This window comes from Alphaproteobacteria bacterium (assembly GCA_041396705.1).
In the GTDB taxonomy this organism is placed as follows: Bacteria; Pseudomonadota; Alphaproteobacteria; order CALKHQ01; family CALKHQ01; genus CALKHQ01.
This window is the reverse complement of sequence record JAWKYB010000002.1, coordinates 228,939-245,484: the sequence shown is the minus strand read 5'-3', so window position 1 is coordinate 245,484 and position 16,546 is coordinate 228,939. Positions and strand designations below refer to the sequence as shown.

Genomic DNA, 16,546 nt, shown 5'->3' with positions numbered 1-16,546 from the left:
GCGCGCACGTTAGACACGTTGCCGCGCTGGCGCCAGCGCAGCGCGCTGCGCCGCTAGGCCGGTTCGGGTGCCGGCTCGCCGACGATGCCGGCCGCGACCAGGCGTTCGACATCCGCTTCCGCATATCCGATCCCGGCCAGGATCTCGGCGGAGTGCTCGCCGACCAGCGGCGCCGGGCGGCGGATCGTGGCCGGCGTCTCACCCAGCCTTGGCGCCGGCGCCACCACCTGCACCGTGCCGGCCGTGGGGTGCTCGTAGCTGGCGATGCAGCCCATGTGGCGCACCTGCGGATCGTCCGCCGCCTGCAGGTGCGTCTTGACTTCGCCGCACCAGATGTCGACCGCCAGCATGGCAGCCAGCAGGTCGGCGGTGGTCCAGGTCCGGGTGTGGGCCGCCAGCTTCTCCCAGACCTCGTCGCGGCGGTCGAACAGCGTCTGCGGATCGTCATAGACCAGCAGGCTGTCGTCGCCGAGCACGCCGACCAGGGTCGCGAACGGGCTCATCGCGATGGTCACCCAGCCGTCGCTGGTCGGGTAGACGCCGAACGGCGCATCCATGCCGGGATGGCCGATGCCCGAGTGCGGCCGCCGGAAGTCCTGGCCGAAGTTCAGCGCCATCACCATTTCCTGGCCCTGGTGGGCAAGCATGCCGGACATCAGGTCGATCCTGATCTCCTGGCCGCGTCCCGATCGCTCCCGCCACAGCAGCGACGCCAGGATCGCATAGACCATGTTCATTGCGCCGATCTGGTCGGAGAAGCCGGCGCCGACCGGCACCGGCGGCCCGTCGCCGCGCCCGGTGGCCGCCATCAGGCCGGTCAGGCCCTGCAGCAGCATGTCCTGCCCGGGCCGGTCGACATAGGGCCCGCTCTCGCCGTAGCCCGAACCCGAGCAATAGACGATCCGCGGGTTGACCGCCTTGAATGCCTCGTAGCCGTAGCCGAGGCGCTGCATCACGCCGGGACGGAAGTTCTGCACCACCACATCCGCATCGGCCGCGAGGCGGAAGACGATCTCCTTGGCTTCCGGTGCCTTCAGGTCCAGCGCAAGCGACCGCTTGTTGCGGTTCCAGGCGAGGAAGTTGGGGCTTTCGGTGCCGCCGACCCAGCGGTTGTTGAAGGTCAGCGAGCGAAACAGGTCGCCCTTGCCCGGTCGCTCGATCTTGATCACGTCCGCGCCCAGGTCGGCGAGCAGCTGGGTCGCGAACGGCCCCTGCAACAGGTGGGAGAAGTCGAGGACGCGAAGGCCCTCGAGCGCACCTTCGGTCATCGGATGCTCCTTGTGTCGTCGAGGTCGCCGCGGGCGGCGGCGCGGGCATGGCGCCAGTCGTCGCGCAGGCCCGCCAGCGTGACCGCGGCCGGCTCGGCCGCTGCGAGGGCGCGGCGAATGCGTTCGCCGGCGCGGCTCTGGAAGGCGACGTAGCCGTCGAAGCGCGGCCGCACGAGGGCGGTCTCGGCGGTGGCCAGCGTATCGCGATAGAAGCCGCCGCAGGCGGCGTTGACGCCGGCGTCGGTCCAGGCGTCGCGGGCCGATGGCTGGCCGCCGTGCGCCGGTACGAACGCGGTCTGGGTGCGTGGGTCCATCAGCCAGGCAAGGTGCGCCAGCAGGGCCGCGTCCGGCACCGCCCGGCGGGTGATGCCGATTCCGGTGCCGCCCAGCACCGAGCCGCGTCGCCCGCTGCCCGATACGCGCGGCGCATCGGTGAAGCCGAGGGCATGCGCGCGGGTGCCGGGCATGGCGTAGGTCACGTAGCCGAAGACCAGCGGGACCAGCGCGATGGCATCGCCGGTCGCCATGGCTTCGAGCAGCGCGATCGGGTTCAGGCTGGCGGTTCCCGACGGCGCGAGCTTGTGCAGCCGGTGCATCAGCGCCAGCGCGTCCGTCGCGACGCGGTCGTCGAGCAGGTCGTCGCCGCCAGGCAATGCGCCATGGCCGGCGGCGATCGCGAACAGCATGAGCAGCGGATGCGGTCCGGCGACCGAGATCGCCACCGGCAGCCGCTCGGCGAGGCGGACGACCGCGTCCCAGTCGCCGGGCGCGTCGGCAACCCGGTCGGGGCGGCGCGCGCAGACCTGCATGGCGACATCCAGCGGCAGAGCCCAGGTCCTGCCTGCCCAGACATAGGAGTCCAGCGCGGCGCCGACCGATTGGCGACGCCAGGCGGCGATCCGGTCCGCCGGGTACAGCGCCTCCAGCGGTTGCAGGCAATCGAGCGCCGCCGCCTCGCCGATATGCGGGTGGTCGAGAACCAGCAGGTCGTGCCGCGCGGCGAGTTCGCCGATCGGCGCGCTTTCGAACCCTTCCAGCGGCTGCCTGTCCCACTGCACCAGCGGGCGCGCATGACCGGCGCTGGCCATTGCGGCCGCCGCCGCGAGTGCGTCGTAGCCGCGCGGGTGGTCCCAGGTCAGGCCGCTGAACGCGGCGCTCATGTGCCGCCCTGTGCCGCGCGCCAGAGCGGCTCGGCGCCGATGTCCATCGCCACCCGGGTGATGTGCCACCGGCCCAGGTTGGCGGTGTAAAGCGTGCTGCCGTCGAAGGCGATGTTGGTCGGGTGGCAGAGCAGGTGCGCGGTCGGGTCCTCGATCAGCACGTCGGTGCGGCTGCCGTCGGCGGCGACACGCAGCAGGCGCGACGGCTCGTAGCAGGCGACAACCAGGTTGCCGGCGGAATCGAAGGCGATGCCGTCCGGCAGGCCCGGCAGCTCCGTCGCGAAGGTCTCCGGCGCGCCGGCGCTGCCGTCGGCGCGGATCGGGATGCGGGTGACCGTGCGGGCGAAGGTCTCGCAGACATAGACGGCGTCCTCGCCGCTGCGCATGGCGAGCCCGTTGGCGAAGTTCAGCGCGCGGTCGTACCACAGGCCGCCCGCGCCGGACTCGAGGTCATAGGCCCAGATGCCGGGTCCGGGCGTGCCGAAACCGTAGCTGTCGGAGACGAACAGCAGGCCGCGGGCGCGGTCGACCAGCGGATAGTTGGGGATGCGGATGCCGGGCCCGGTGAACCGGGTCAGGCTGCGGTCGGCGAGGTCGAGCCGGAACACCGCCGCAGCCCGCAGATCGCACGCGAACAGCGCACGGTCGCCGTCGAAGGCGAGGCCCAGGGTGAAGCCGCCGGTTCCGGCGACGCGTTCCAGCCCGGCGCCGTCGGCGGCGATGCGCAGGATGTCGCCGTCCTCGCTGCCGCACCACACGGCGCCGTCCGGCCCGACCGCGACGCCCTCGGGGTGGCGCAACCGCGGCTCGGAGAACAGGCCGTCGAAGTGGACACGGGCGCGTTCCATCGGCAGCAACGTCGGGCCCCCGGTTTCGAACCGATAGCTGGTCATGACGCGAAATCTCCGATCCGGCTTCCGCCGTCGGCGGCGAACAGGTGCAGCTTGTCGCGGTCGAAGCGCAGGCCGACCGCCTCGCCCATGGCCTGCCCGGCGCCGGCGGGAACCTTGACCACGACAAGCACGCCGGCGATTTCGACCGTCAGCAGCACGACGTCGCCGAGCAGCTCGGAGGAATAGACCCGGCCGCGCAGGTCGCCGTCCGCGGCCGGCACAACCGCGATGTCCTCCGGGCGCTGGCCGAGCAGGGCACGGATGCCATCCGCCGCCCGCACCGGCACGCTGCCCCCCGGGTGCCGGAAATGGCCGGCTTCCACGGTCCCGTCCAGCAGGTTCATCGGCGGCGATCCGATGAAGCCGGCAACGAAGGCGTTGGCCGGCCTGCCATAGATTTCGGCGGGCGTACCGACCTGCTGGATGCGGGCGTTGTTCAGCACCACGATCCGGTCGGCCAGCGTCATCGCCTCGACCTGGTCGTGGGTCACATAGATCGTGGTGGTGCCCAGTTCGCGCTGCAGGTGCTTCAGCTGCGCGCGCATCACCGTGCGCAGCTTGGCATCCAGGTTGGACAGGGGCTCGTCCATCAGGAACAGGCGCGGCGTGCGCACGATCGCGCGGGCCAGCGCCACGCGCTGGCGCTGGCCGCCGGACAGCTCGGCCGGGCGGCGGGCGAGCAGGGCCTCCAGCTCGACCTTGGCTGCCGCCTCGCGCACCCTGCGCACGCGCTCCGCCATCGGCACGCGGCGGATTTTCAGCGGATAGCCGATGTTCTGGCCCACCGTCATGTGCGGGTACAGCGCATCGTTCTGGAACACCATGGCGAGGTCGCGGTCGCGCGCCGGCTTGTCGTTGACACGCTGGCCGTCGATCAGGATGTCGCCGCGGGTCGGCTCGTCGAGCCCGGCGACCAGCCGCATGGTCGTCGTCTTGCCGCAGCCAGACGGCCCCAGCAGCACCAGGAACTCGCCGTCGGCGATCTCCAGGTCCAGGGCCTCGATCGCGACGAACGACCCGAACGTCTTGGTCAGGTTCGACAGGCTTACCGTTGCCATGGCCTGGCGCTATTCGCCCTTGATCGCGAGGCCGCCGTCGACCCGCACGACCTCGCCGGTGATGAATGAGGCGCGCGGGCCGGCGAGGAAGGCCACCGTCTCCGCCACCTCGGGCGGCTGGCCGAAACGGCCGATCGGATGGGCGCGGTTCCAGGCCTCGCGCAGTGCCTCCGGGTCCGGGGTCTCGCGGAAGATGCGCTCGTTCATCGGCGTCATGATCGTACCCGGCGCCACCGCGTTGACGCGGATGCCGGCCGGCGCCAGGTCGACCGCCGCCTGGCGGACCAGGGCGTTGATCGCGCCCTTGGCCGCGGCATAGGCAGCCCAGCCCTTGAAGCCGATCAGGCCCTGCACCGACGACATCGCCACGACCGCCCCGCCGCCGCGCGTCCGCATCGAAGGCACCGAGACGCGGATGCTGCGCCATACCCCGGTCAGGTTGGTGTCGATCACCTCGGCCCACGCGGCCTCGTCGATCTGGTCGACGACTCCGCCGATGGCGCGGGCCGCGTTGGCGACCAGGATGTCGATCCCGCCCCAGCGCCCGGCGACGGCGCCGGCCATGGCCTCCATTTCGGCCATGGCACGGACGTCTGCGCGGAAAAAGGCGGCGTCGTGGCCGGCGGCGCGGATCGCGGCGGCGGTCGCCTCGCCGGCGTCGGCGTCGATGTCGGTCACCGCGACCCGGGCCCCGCCTTCGGCCAGCCGGTGGGCGCAGGCCGCGCCGATCCCCATGGCGGCGCCGGTCACGACGGCGACCTTGCCCTCGAACTCCTGCATCGGGTTCGGCATCGTCATTCCCCCGTGAAAACCGGTTCGCGCTTGTCGAGGAAGGCGTCGATGCCCTCGCCGGCGTCGCGGCTGCCGTACAGGCGGAACAGCACTTCCTGTTCCAGGCTCTGCGCGGTCGGCAGCGGCGCGTCGTAGCCTTCGCGCAGCAAACGCTTCATCTCCGCCTGTGCCCGCGGGGCGACGCGCAGGCAGGCGCGGGCGCGCGCCATGACCATGTCGTCCAGCTGCTCCGGCGCGACGCAATCGGCGGCCAGCCCGAGTTGCCGGGCGCGCGGCCCGTCGATGCGCCAGCCCGCCAACAGCATGTCGGCCGCGGCGTATTTGCCGACCGCGCGGACCAGGCGCTGGGTGCCGCCGCCGCCGGGGCACAGGCCGAGGCGGCCCTCGGGCAGGCCGAACTGCGCGCGCGTGGTGGCGACGATGATGTCGGCGCACAGCGCGATCTCGAACCCGCCGCCGAGGGCGAAGCCGTCGACCGCGGCGATCACCGGCTGCGGCATCCGCTCCAGGCGGTCGAAGACCGCGCGTCCGCGCAGCTGAAAGGCGATGAAGGCCTCGGTTGGGCCGCCGCGATATTCCCCGATATCGGCGCCGGCGACGAACGCGCGGTCGCCCGCGCCGCGCAGCACCAGCACGCGCACGCCGCGATCCCGGGCGATATCCGCCAACTCCGCGTCCAGGGCGTCGATCATCGGCGTCGACAGCGCGTTCAGCTTGTCCGGCCGGTTGAAGGTGAGGCGCGCGACACCGGGCATCGGGCATTCGCGCAGCAGCAGGGGTTCCGTCATGCTCATCCTTTCACCGCGCCGGCGGTCAGCCCGGCGACGAAATAGCGCTGCAGCAGGAAGAACACTGCGATCACCGGCACCGACACCATCACCGACGACGCCATCAGCTCGCCGTAGCGGATGCCGTACTGGCCGATGAAGTCGTTGAGGCCGACCGGGAGCGTGCGCATCTCCTTGGTCGAGGTGAAGGACAGCGCGAACAGGAATTCCTGCCAGGTGACGATCAGCACGTAGACGGCGGTGGCGATCACGCCCGGCCGCGCCAGCGGCACCACGATCTCCAGGAACACGCGTACCGGGCCGGCGCCGTCGATGCCGGCTGCCTCCTCCAGCGCCACCGGCAGCTTGGCGAGGAAGCCGTGCAACATCCAGATCGCGACCGGCAGGGTCACCGAGACATAGGCGACGATCAGCGACGCATAGGTGTCGAGCAGGTCGGCGCCGCGCATCATCTTGTAGATCGGGATGATGATCGCCGAGTGCGGGAACATCTGCGCCAGCACCACCAGCGACATCATCGCGGTGATCACCGCCAGCCTGGCCCGGCTGAACGCATAGGCGGCGAGCAGGCCGAGGGTGACCGTGATCGCCACCGTCGAGAGCGACACGATCAGCGAGTTGAGGAAATAGTCCTGGAACTCGGGCCGGAAGGCGGTGGCGTAGTTGTCCAGCGTCGGGTCCTGCGGCCACAGCCGTGCCGGCACCGCGAACGGCTCAGTGGTCGGCTTCAGGCTGACCGAGACCATCCAGCCGACCGGAACGAGCACGAACAGCGCGAGCAGAGCCTGCGCCGCGATCAGCGCGGCACGGACCGCGAGCTTGCGGCCGTGGGCGCTCATGCCCGTCGCCGCCGCGCGGCGCCGGAGCGCTGGGCCACGACATACAGGCTGACCAGCACGGCCAGCACCAGGATCGACATGGTGCCGTATGTCGCAGCCTCGCCGAAGCGGAACTGGCCGAAGCCCAGCTCGAAGATCTGGGTCGGGAAGATGTGGGTGGCGTTCTGCGGGCCGCCGCGGGTCAGCACCCAGACCATGTCGAAGTAGTTGAAGGTCAGGATAGTGGTCAGCACCACGTTGACCAGGATCACGCTGCGGATGGCAGGCAGGATCACATCGACCAGCCGCCGGAACGGGCCGGCACCGTCGATGGTCGACGCCTCGAGCTGCTCGCGGTCCACGTTCTGCAGGGCGGCGAGATAGATCAGCGTCGAGAACGGGAAGCCCTTCCACACCGCCGCGAAGATCACCGCCGCCATCGCGGTGCCGCTGTCGGCCAGCCAGGCCGCGCCGGTGTCGGCGATGCCTAGTCGGATCATCAGCGAGTTCACCAGCCCGAGCTGCGGGTCGTAGAGGAACCGCCACAGGATGGCGGCAACCACGCCGGGCAGCACCCACGGCAGCAGCACGATCGCGCGGGTCAAGCCGCGGAACGGCAGGTGTCGATCGAGCAGCAGGGCGGTGAAGAAGCCGAGGACGTTCTGCAGCAGCACCACGCCCACGGTCCAGACCACGGAGTTGACCAGCACCTCGTAGAAATCGCGGCTGGCGAACATGCGGTCGTACAGCTCGGTGCCGGCGAACTGCGGTTCCGGGTTGACGAACGACGTCTTGTAGAAGCTCTCGATGATCGTTCCGACCATCGGATAGTACAGGAACACGGCCAGCAGCAACGCGGTCGGCGCCAGGAACAGCCACAGGAACCGGCGGTCTTTGCGCAGCATGGCGTGCGTCCGTCGAGCGCGAGCGGGGATGGCGGGCGGACCCGGCGGGCGGGTCCGCCCGTGCGGCCGGGATCAGTCCAGCGCGTCGATGGCGGCGCAGGCGGCGGCGGCCGCTTCGGCCGGGTCGCTGCCCGAATAGACGTCCTGGGCCAGGCGCATCTGGATGTCGGCGACCTCCAGGTAGCGCGGCGACAGCGGGCGCGGGTTGGCGTTGTTCAGATGCGCCATGATCACGTCGGGCCGCGACCGGTTGGCGGCGAGGAACGTCTCCGCCGCTGCCTTGTTGGCCGGGATCAGGTCGACGACGTCGCCGTTCACGTCCTCGCGGACCATGAACTGGATGAACTTCCAGGCGGCGTCCTGGTGCTCCGAGCTCTCGAACACGGCCAGGTTCCAGCCGCCGAAGGTGCCGACCGGGGTCGTGCCTTCGGGCGCGGTCCCGGCGACGAAGTCCCAGTCCAGGCTGGAGGCCTGCAGAGTCGGTTGCTCCAGCGCCGGCCAGAACTCGATCGCCAGCGTTCCGTTCAGGAACAGCTCGCGCATGTCGCCGGACGAGGCGTTGAGGATGCCCTGGGGCGCGAAGGCGGTCAGCGACTGCAGATAGGCCAGCGCCTCGACGCTTTCCGGCGCGGTCAGCGCACATTTGCCGGCGTCGTCGAGCACGCGGCCGCCGTTGGAGAAGATGAAGCTGTCGAGCACCACGACGGTGTCTTCGCCCTGGTGACCGAACAGACCGACGCCGAACTGACCCTTCGAACTGTCGGTCAGGGCCTCGGCCGCGGCACGCAGGCCCTCGAAGGTGGTCAGGCTGGCCGGATCGACGCCGGCCGCGTCGACCAGCGCCTTGTTATAGAAACTGAACTGCCAGACATCGACGTTGAACGGGATGCCGTAGAGTCCGCCGTTATAGTTGGCAGAATCCCATGCGCCCGGGAAGAACTGGTCGCGGGTGAGGCCGGCGGCGGCGGCCTGGTCGGACAGATCGGCAACCGCGCCCGCCTCGGCGAAGGCGGCAACCCAGATCTGGTCGAGCGTGGCGATGTCCGGCGCGTTGCCGCCCTGCACGGCGGTCAGCAGCCGCTGCTGGTATTCCGGATAGGGAATGGTCGTCACCTCGACATGGATGTCGGGGTTCTCGGCCTCGAACCGCTCGACGGCCGCCTTCTGCACGTCGGACAGGCCGGATTCGGTCTGCTGGTTGTCCCAGAACTGCAGCGTCACGGTCTCGGCGGCGGCCGGGATGGCCAGCGCAGCGGTCAGCGCGGTAGACGTCAACAGGGCTTTGGTCATCGGTCTCCTCCCATCTGATGCTGGATTTCATTCTCTGCGGTCGTTCCGGCCGCTCCAGCGACTGCGGCGCGGTTTGCTGGGGTCGCGATGGCTTCCGGCGCGTCGCCCGCGACCACCACCTCGACCCCGGCGGCGCGGAGAGCGAGACGGTCGGCGGGCAGCGAGCCGTCGTCGGTGATGACGGTGTCGGCGTCCGAGATCGGGCAGATCCGGTGGTTGGCTTCGGCCGCGATCAGCGTGTGATCGGCCATCGCCACCACCGAGCGGGCCGCGCGTACGAAGCGCGTGCCTGCCAGCGCCAGACGCTCGTCGGCGGCCGAGATGCCGAAGCGGGCGGAGACGCCGTCGACGGATAGGAAGGCGCGGTCGGCGCGCATCTGTTCGAACAGCGCGCCAAGGCTGGGGCCGACCAGGCAGCGGTCCGCCGCCTGATATTCGCCGGCGGTCAGGATCACCTTGATCTCCGGCGCGCCGGTCAGGCGCTCCAGCACCTCGAGCGCATTGGTGATCACGGTCAGGCCGCGGCAGTGCGGGGCGGCCGCCAGCGCGCACTCCTTCAGCCGTTCGGCCATGTGCGCGCCAATCTCGCCGCAGCCGACGATGACGGTCTCGCCGGGGCGAACGGAAGCCGCGGCCGCACGCGCGATCTGCCGGCGCAGCCGCGTCAGTTCTCGCGCGATCTCCATGTCGGGCGGCGTGATGGTCAGCTTCAGCCCATAGCGTGCGCAGCGGGTGTGCATCGCCTGGGTCATCACCCGGTACCAGTCGTGCGCCGGAAAGTGCGGCATAAAACCGATCTGGCCGGACAGCCGCGGCGCCGGTGCGGGGTCGGCGCCGCCGAGCAGGGCGTCGCGCACGGCGGTGCGCAGCGCCCAACCGTCGGCCGCACGCTCATAGACCTCCCCGACCGTCTCTGCGGTCAGGACCTTGTGCGGCGTCGCGCCGACGTCGGCCTCGCGCCGACCGTCACGCGCAAGCGCGATCACGTCGATCACGCGGAAACCCACGACTTCCGGGAACAGTGCCGCGACCGCGCGCAGCGGGCCGCCCTCGGCGAGTTGGCCGACGAAACCGGGGCTCTCGCCGCCCACGGCAAAGACCGACACAGTGCGGTCGAGCCGCCGCGCGGCATCCAGGCCGGCAAGCGCCGAATGGTCGTTGACCCCGAGAACGACGTTCAACCCCGGCGTGGTCTCGAACGCATCGAGAGCCGCCATCAGCGCCGGCTTGTAGCTGCCCTGGCCATTGACCCGAACCACGTCGACCGGGCCGGGGAATGTCTCGCGAAAGCCTGCCTCGAAGCCGGCGGCGCGGGCGCGCGTGTTCTCCAGCGTATCCTGGCCGACCAGCAGCAGTCCGGCGGATGCCCGCTCGCGCGCGACGATGCGTCCCGCGGTCACGCCGAGATCGCGGCCGGCCGCGAGATTGTCCGGTCCGACGTAGATGCCGCCCGGCTGTGGCGCCGATTCCGCCACGAATGGCAGGCCGCGGCGGACGACCTCGCGCCGCAGCGCGTCGGCGCCGCGGCCGGCGATCGGCGGCAGCACCAGTGCGTCGAACGGCGGCCGCTCGTGTTCCGGCGACAGGTGGCCGTTCGTCCGGGCCGGTGCCGTCGCCGCAATGGCCGGTAGCATCGCGCCGCCATGGGTCCGGGCCAGCATGCCAGTCCTGGCGAGTTCTGCGATGTCGCGGCGGATGGTGACCGTGGAAACGCCTGGCAGCGCCGCGCAGAGCTCGCTGACCGAGACCAGCTGGCGGTCGCGGAGCAGCGACATGATGCGGGCGTGACGTTGCGACTTGATCATTGTCGATCAGAGCGTGCCGTGATCCGATCGGAATTGTCAAGAAGTCGCGAAATGCTTGGGGGTCGCAAGCGCTGTCCGGCTGGAGTGATCAATAATGATCATAGCCAGGAGATGGATAGCCGGTTGCGGACGTCAACGGCGGGCCGGCGACGTTTCCGGCGTACGACGCGGCTCATACCGCCGGCCGCTTCAAGCGCCGCAGCGGTCCTGCTCCGCAAGCGTCGCCAGCAGCCACTGGATTGGCGTCTCGCGCCAGGCTCGGGTGACGAAATCCTCGTGCGCGACCGTGTCGACGAACAGGAACGATGCCGACCCGGGCTGCGCTGTCGGATCGCCGGCAACATGATCGAAGGACGCGCCGCGCTCGCTCAGCAGCGTCTGCAACAGGTCGTTGCTGGGCTGGGACGAGGCGGTGTAGGCGCTGATGAAGAAGGCGTCGCCGCGACGTGCCACCCAGTCGGCAACGGCCTCCTCGTCGTCGTAGAGCGCATCGAGCAGCAGTACGCCACAGATGCGGTCGTCGGCGCCGCCCACGGACAGTGCGAAGGCGGCGGGGTTGTAGCCGCCGCTGTAGGCCACCAGCACGACCGGCAGGGTGTCGAGGCGGGATTCCAGCCGCGCGTCGCCGAGCAGCGGCGCCAGCTTCTCCGCCACTTCGGCGAGCCAGCGCCGGAACGCCTGCGGGCGCCAGAAGCCGCCGGCGCTGGAGTCCGGCGCGTCATAGGCGAATTGCGGGGCGGCGAGGATGGCGTTCAGGCCCGACGCCTCGACCTGGGCGTGCACCCGCTGCCGGGCCACGACGTCGCGTTCCAGGGTGGTGTCGTTGCCGTGGAAGAAGACCACCAGCGTGGCCGGCCACTCGGGGTCGAAGCCGACCGGCACGTACAGCAGCGTGCGCCGGTCGAAATAATGCTCGTCCTCCCACAGCAGGCCGCCGCGCGGCGCGGTATGGCCGCGTCGTCCCGCCTCGATGACGTCGAGGAATGGGTCGCCCGTTTCCGGTATCGGGCCGTCGTACGGAAATGGCGACGTGATGAAGCGGATGAGCGCGGTGATGCTGCGTTCCAGCGGCATGGCCGTCACCTGTGCTGACAGGGGCAGGAGGGCGGATAGCAGGATCGCGCCGGCGCGCAGGCGCCGGCGGCGGGCGGCATGACGGTGCGGCATGGCGGCGCCTAAGCCGGCTGCAGGCCTGCCTGCCGATGCGGCCGCAGGACCGATACGAAGGCGGGCAGGGCGATCAGATAGACCACGCCCGCCAGCTGGATCACCGTGGTCAGGCCGAACGACACCGCCAGCACCGGAATGGCTGCCGAGCCGATGACCGAGAAGCTGCCGTTGATGCCCCAGGCCCAGATGAACAGGTGCTCCTTGCCCAGGCGGCCCAGCCAGGTCATCGCCGTCGCCAGCGGGAAGCCCATCAGCAGCGCCGGCGGCGCGACCAATGCCAGGCACAGCACCAGTCGCACCCAGTAAGGGAAGGTCCCGATCCAGTCGAGCACATGGTCGATGGCGAGGCTATAGCCGATCAGCAGCACGCCGATCGCGACGAAAATGCGCGGCATCACCTGGCGGGCGCGGTCGAGATAGCGCTCGGACAGCAGGCTGCCGAGCCCGGAGAACACCAGCATCCCGGTGATCAGCACCGACGCGGAAACGGTCGGCGTCGACAGTGCCAGGATGAACTTGGAGATCATCCCCACCTCGACCAGCATGTAGCCGAAGCCGAGGCAGGCGAAATACAGCAGGGTCCCCAGCTTGCCGGGATAGCGGCTGAAGATCGCGCGCCAGCCGAAGACCACCGGGAACAGCAGCAGCAACAGCGCGGCGCCGCCGGCCACCACCAGCGTGCCCCACACCGCGATGTAGCCCCAGTCGTCCTGCAGCAGTTCGAGGCGGTCGAGCGTGTCGGGCAGGTCCGCGGGCCGGACATAGGCGGCGAAATAGGGCCGGTCATTGTCGAGCCCGGTGACGTCGAAGACGTAGCTGTCGGCGAAGGATTGCCAATCGTCGTTGGCGAGGGCTTGCCAGGCGAGACGGCCGAGCGCGGTCGCCGGCAGCACCTCCGGCGCGTCATCGAGCATCGGATCTTCGAGCAGCGGATCGTCTTCTGCTTCCGGCATCGCCAGCGGGTCGGCGCTCGTCGTGGCATCGGGGTCGCCGGACCCGAAGATCTGGGCGCGATAGTCGGCGAGCAGGCTCGTTTCCGCGCCGTCGGGCTCCATTCCCGGGGCGAAGACCTCGTCGAACGACAGCGCATAGCTGTTGTCCGAGAGGATGGCGATGTCCTCGGCCGTGAAGCCGCCGCGCTTGTAGAGGACGGTCGCGGTCGAGAGGTAGTTGGCCGCAACGTAGAACGATTGCGCGACGCCGGCCGGGTCGATGTCGCGCGCCGCGGCCGCCATCGTCGCATAGAGCCGGATCACCGACTTCGGCGGCTCCTCCTTGTTCCAGACCGTGACCGAGAGGATGCCGCCGTCGTCGAGCGCGCGCATGTAGGTACCCATCGCCTCGCGCGTGTAGGCGTATTTCTCGGCGATGGCGAAGCCGCCGGGGCTGGACAGGCCGACGGAGTCGGCAAGGCTGAGGTCGATGATGTCGTAGCGGCTGCCGGTCGCGCCGAGGAACAGCCGGCCCTCGAAGGGAATCACCGTCACCAGCGGGTCGGCGAGCAGGTCGCCGGTGAAGTCGCGGACCACGTCGGCATCCATCGCCGCCAGCACCGCCGGGTTCGCCTCGGCCACCGTCACCGCCGATGCGCCGCTGGCCAGCGCCCCCGCGGTGGAGATGCCGCCGCCGAACTGAACGACGAAGACTGACGGGTCCTGCTGCAGCAGGAACGGGTAGTACATCGGCAGGTAGCGGAAATAGGCGGTCTGCTCGGGCGGCAGGTCGCGCATGATCCCGATCGGCCCGTCGCTGTCGATGTACATGCCGAGGAAGGCGTTGGATGGCATCTGCGGGATGTTGAAGGCCGCGTTGTCGGACAGGCCCGGGGCGAAATGCAGGTAGGAACTGCGGTAGATCTCGAGGTCGCCGAAGGGGGAGATGCTGGAATGGACCCGCTCGGCATCCGGGAAGCGGCGCGCATAGGAGACGCCCTTGTAGTCGGACACCGCGATCCCGGGCAGGTTCTCGACGCCCGGCAGCATGGCGCGAAGCCCGAGCGCGTCGACGATGTCGCCAGCCCGCGGCGGGACGGCGTGGAGTCCGGCGGTCAGCAGTCCTGCGGCGACCAGCACGGCAAGGCCGGCACGGCTGCCGATCCAGGACAGCCAGCACAGGCCGCCGGCCAGCCAGACCAGCAACGGGATCAGGATCAGATCGGCCGGCGGGAACACGAACATGCCGCCGAGGATGAGCAGCCCGGCAAGGCCGGCGCCGGCGAGGTCGGCGAAGTAGACCCGGCCGAATATCCGCGACGTCTTGACGAAAACGGTGCCGATGAACACGGCGGCAGCGAAGAACGGCAGGAAATACAGTACGAAGTTGGCGGCCAGGTTCCAGATCTGCACCGGGTCGGACGCCAGGAAGATCGGGTTGAACGGTAGCTGCTGCGCCAGGATGTGGCAGCCCGCCATCAACGGGCCGAACACCGCCAGCGCCACGGTCGAGATGCCGCGCCAGCGCCGCTGGAAGAAGTCCTTGCTCAGCGCCATCACGGCGCTGGCCAGGCCGAAGCCGAGCATGGCCAGCGCGACGACGAAGGAGCCGAAATGCGTCCAGCTTCCCACCGCGAACACGCGCATGATGAAGATCTGGAACGCGATCACGGCGCCGGCGACCAGGCCGACGGCGAGATAGAGCAGCAGCGACGGCCGTGGCGTGCCGGCCGCTGCGTCGACCATCGTCGCGCTCATGGCGCGGTCACCGTTTCCCGGTGGCCGCAGAGAAAACGGGGCGCCGCGACGCTTGCGGTCGCGACCGCGTCGCCGATGCGGGCGGGCCGGGCCAGATCGCGCGCCGGCGGCCGCCTACTCGCTGTGGACGCCGACGATCTCGTCGCCTTCCAGCTTGGTGAACGGCACGAACGGCACGACGCTGCCGCCATAGATGTCCCTGCGGCTGACACGAATGGTCCCATCGTCCGCCTGTTCCTTGACGATCTTCAGCACGTGATGCCCGCCCGGCGGGCCGATCGGGATCACCATGCTTCCGCCGACCCGGAGCTGCTGCAGCAGCGGCGGCGGCACATGATCGATGCCGCAGGTGACGATGATCTTGTCGAACGGCCCGGCTTCTTCCCAGCCGTAATAGCCGTCGGCCTGCTTCGTGGTGATCGCGCCGTATTCGGTATAGCCGCGGGCGATCAGGCCGTCGTAGACGCCGCGCGTGCGTTCGGCCAGGGGGGCGATGATCTCGATCGACCACACCTTGTCGGTCAGGTTGGACAGGAACGCCGACTGGTAGCCCGACCCGGTGCCGACCTCCAGCACCCTTTCGCCGAACTGCACGTCGATCGAGCTGGTCATCCGGCCGACCAGATTCGGGCCGGAGATGGTGACGCCGTAGCCGATGTCGAGGAAGGCGCGGTCGTAGACCCGGGAGAGATTGCGTTCGAGGCAGAACTCCTCGCGCGGGACCATCAGGAAGGCCCGCTTGTCGCGGTCGGTGAACAGGTCGCGATGTCCGATCAGGTGTTCGTAGCGGTCCCAGTGCAGGCCCAGATAATAGGGGTCTTCGCCGCGGTGCTGGACCATCCAGTCGATGTAGGCGGCGCGCTGGCCGAGTTCGATCGGCGGATAGGCGTCCCAGTCGTAGGGCAGCGGAACCGTCGTCTGCGCATGGCCCAATCCGGGCAGGGCAACGCTGCCGGCGGCGACGGCGGCGGCGGTCGCAATGAATTCGCGTCTGTTCACGGTACCTCCGGACTCAGCCTCAGGTTCGCGTAGCATCGTACAGCGTCACGAGCAAAGGAAAGCAACGCCCCTTCGCGCGGGCGCAGGGCCTTCGCCTACTCGCTGTGGACGCCGACGATCTCGTCGCCCTCCAGCTTGGTGAACGGCACGAAGGGCACGATCCGACCGCCATAGATGTCGGTGCGGCTGACGCGCACGGTGCCGTCGTCCGCCTGTTCCTTGACGATCTTCAGCACGTGATGCGCGCCGGGCGGGCCGACCGGAATCACCATGATCCCGCCGACCCGCAGCTGCTGCAGCAACGGCGGCGGCACGTGGTCGATGCCGCAGGTGACGATGATCTTGTCGAACGGCCCGGCCTCCTCCCAGCCGTAGTAGCCGTCGGCGGACTTGCTGGTAATCGCCAGATACTCGGAATAGCCGCGGGCGATCAGGCCGTCGTAGACGCCGCGCGTGCGCTCGGCCAGCGGGGCGATGATCTCGATGGTCCAGACCTTGTCGGTCAGGTTGGCGAGATAGGCCGACTGGTAGCCGGACCCGGTGCCGATCTCGAGCACCTTCTCGCCGAACTGCACGTCGATCGATGTGGTCATCCGGCCGACCAGGTGCGGGCCGGAGATGGTGACGCCGTAGCCGATGTCGAGGAAGGCGTGCTCGTAGGCGCGGCCGAGGTTGCGCTCGAGCACGAATTCCTCGCGCGGGACCATGAGGAATGCCCGCTTGTTGCGGTCGTCGAGCAGATCGCGGTTGGCGACCAGCACCTGGTAGCGGTCCCAATGCTGGCCGAGGTAGACCGGATCCTCGCCGCGGTGCGCGACCATCCATTCGACATAGGCATCGCGTTGGCCGGCCTCGAGCGGCGGATAGGCGTTCCAGTCATAGGGCAGCGGCACCGACTGCTCGGCGTGCG

14 protein-coding genes are annotated in these 16,546 nt (G+C 69.8%); all 14 read right to left on the bottom strand.

Features of this window, described 5'->3' with window-relative positions; genetic code table 11:
- Positions 1-53 precede the first annotated feature (53 nt).
- The 14 genes from R3F55_01140 to R3F55_01075 all read right to left on the bottom strand — a co-directional run bounded on the left by R3F55_01140 (position 54) and on the right by R3F55_01075 (position 16,529).
- Entirely contained in the window at positions 54-1,268 is a 1,215-nt protein-coding gene (locus R3F55_01140) for a CaiB/BaiF CoA-transferase family protein (protein MEZ5666045.1), read from the bottom strand.
- Positions 1,265-2,428, bottom strand: a complete 1,164-nt coding sequence (locus R3F55_01135) for a carbohydrate ABC transporter substrate-binding protein (GenBank protein MEZ5666044.1) — start codon at positions 2,426-2,428, stop codon at positions 1,265-1,267. Before R3F55_01135 ends, R3F55_01140 begins: the two co-directional genes overlap by 4 nt.
- Positions 2,425-3,321, bottom strand: coding sequence for an SMP-30/gluconolactonase/LRE family protein (locus R3F55_01130; protein ID MEZ5666043.1), 897 nt, complete (start codon positions 3,319-3,321; stop codon positions 2,425-2,427). The genes R3F55_01135 and R3F55_01130 overlap by 4 nt, the downstream gene beginning before the upstream one ends.
- Positions 3,318-4,379 carry an ABC transporter ATP-binding protein gene (locus R3F55_01125; protein MEZ5666042.1) on the bottom strand — a complete coding sequence of 354 codons (1,062 nt, stop codon included), beginning with the start codon at positions 4,377-4,379 and terminating at the stop codon, positions 3,318-3,320. Before R3F55_01125 ends, R3F55_01130 begins: the two co-directional genes overlap by 4 nt.
- A 9-nt stretch (positions 4,380-4,388) precedes the next feature.
- Positions 4,389-5,171, bottom strand: a complete 783-nt coding sequence (locus R3F55_01120; protein MEZ5666041.1) for an SDR family oxidoreductase — start codon at positions 5,169-5,171, stop codon at positions 4,389-4,391.
- 2 nt (positions 5,172-5,173) lie between these two features.
- Positions 5,174-5,959: an enoyl-CoA hydratase-related protein gene (locus R3F55_01115; GenBank protein MEZ5666040.1), complete on the bottom strand. Its 786-nt coding sequence runs from the start codon at positions 5,957-5,959 to the stop codon at positions 5,174-5,176.
- Between the two features lie 2 nt (positions 5,960-5,961).
- On the bottom strand, positions 5,962-6,798 hold the full coding sequence (locus tag R3F55_01110; protein MEZ5666039.1) for a carbohydrate ABC transporter permease: 837 nt from the start codon (positions 6,796-6,798) through the stop codon (positions 5,962-5,964).
- Complete coding sequence (locus tag R3F55_01105) at positions 6,795-7,682, bottom strand: sugar ABC transporter permease (protein ID MEZ5666038.1); 888 nt, start codon at positions 7,680-7,682, stop codon at positions 6,795-6,797. Before R3F55_01105 ends, R3F55_01110 begins: the two co-directional genes overlap by 4 nt.
- Before the next feature lie 72 nt (positions 7,683-7,754).
- Positions 7,755-8,972: a sugar ABC transporter substrate-binding protein gene (locus R3F55_01100; protein MEZ5666037.1), complete on the bottom strand. Its 1,218-nt coding sequence runs from the start codon at positions 8,970-8,972 to the stop codon at positions 7,755-7,757.
- Positions 8,969-10,777 (bottom strand): DeoR family transcriptional regulator, encoded by a 1,809-nt coding sequence (locus R3F55_01095; protein ID MEZ5666036.1) that lies wholly within the window; start codon positions 10,775-10,777, stop codon positions 8,969-8,971. Before R3F55_01095 ends, R3F55_01100 begins: the two co-directional genes overlap by 4 nt.
- 189 nt (positions 10,778-10,966) lie before the next feature.
- Positions 10,967-11,851 carry a hypothetical protein gene (locus R3F55_01090; protein MEZ5666035.1) on the bottom strand — a complete coding sequence of 295 codons (885 nt, stop codon included), beginning with the start codon at positions 11,849-11,851 and terminating at the stop codon, positions 10,967-10,969.
- 101 nt (positions 11,852-11,952) lie between these two features.
- Positions 11,953-14,637, bottom strand: coding sequence for a hypothetical protein (locus R3F55_01085; GenBank protein MEZ5666034.1), 2,685 nt, complete (start codon positions 14,635-14,637; stop codon positions 11,953-11,955).
- Between the two features lie 114 nt (positions 14,638-14,751).
- Positions 14,752-15,636 carry a protein-L-isoaspartate O-methyltransferase gene (locus R3F55_01080; GenBank protein ID MEZ5666033.1) on the bottom strand — a complete coding sequence of 295 codons (885 nt, stop codon included), beginning with the start codon at positions 15,634-15,636 and terminating at the stop codon, positions 14,752-14,754.
- Between the two features lie 95 nt (positions 15,637-15,731).
- On the bottom strand, positions 15,732-16,529 hold the full coding sequence (locus R3F55_01075) for a protein-L-isoaspartate O-methyltransferase (GenBank protein ID MEZ5666032.1): 798 nt from the start codon (positions 16,527-16,529) through the stop codon (positions 15,732-15,734).
- Positions 16,530-16,546 lie beyond the last annotated feature (17 nt).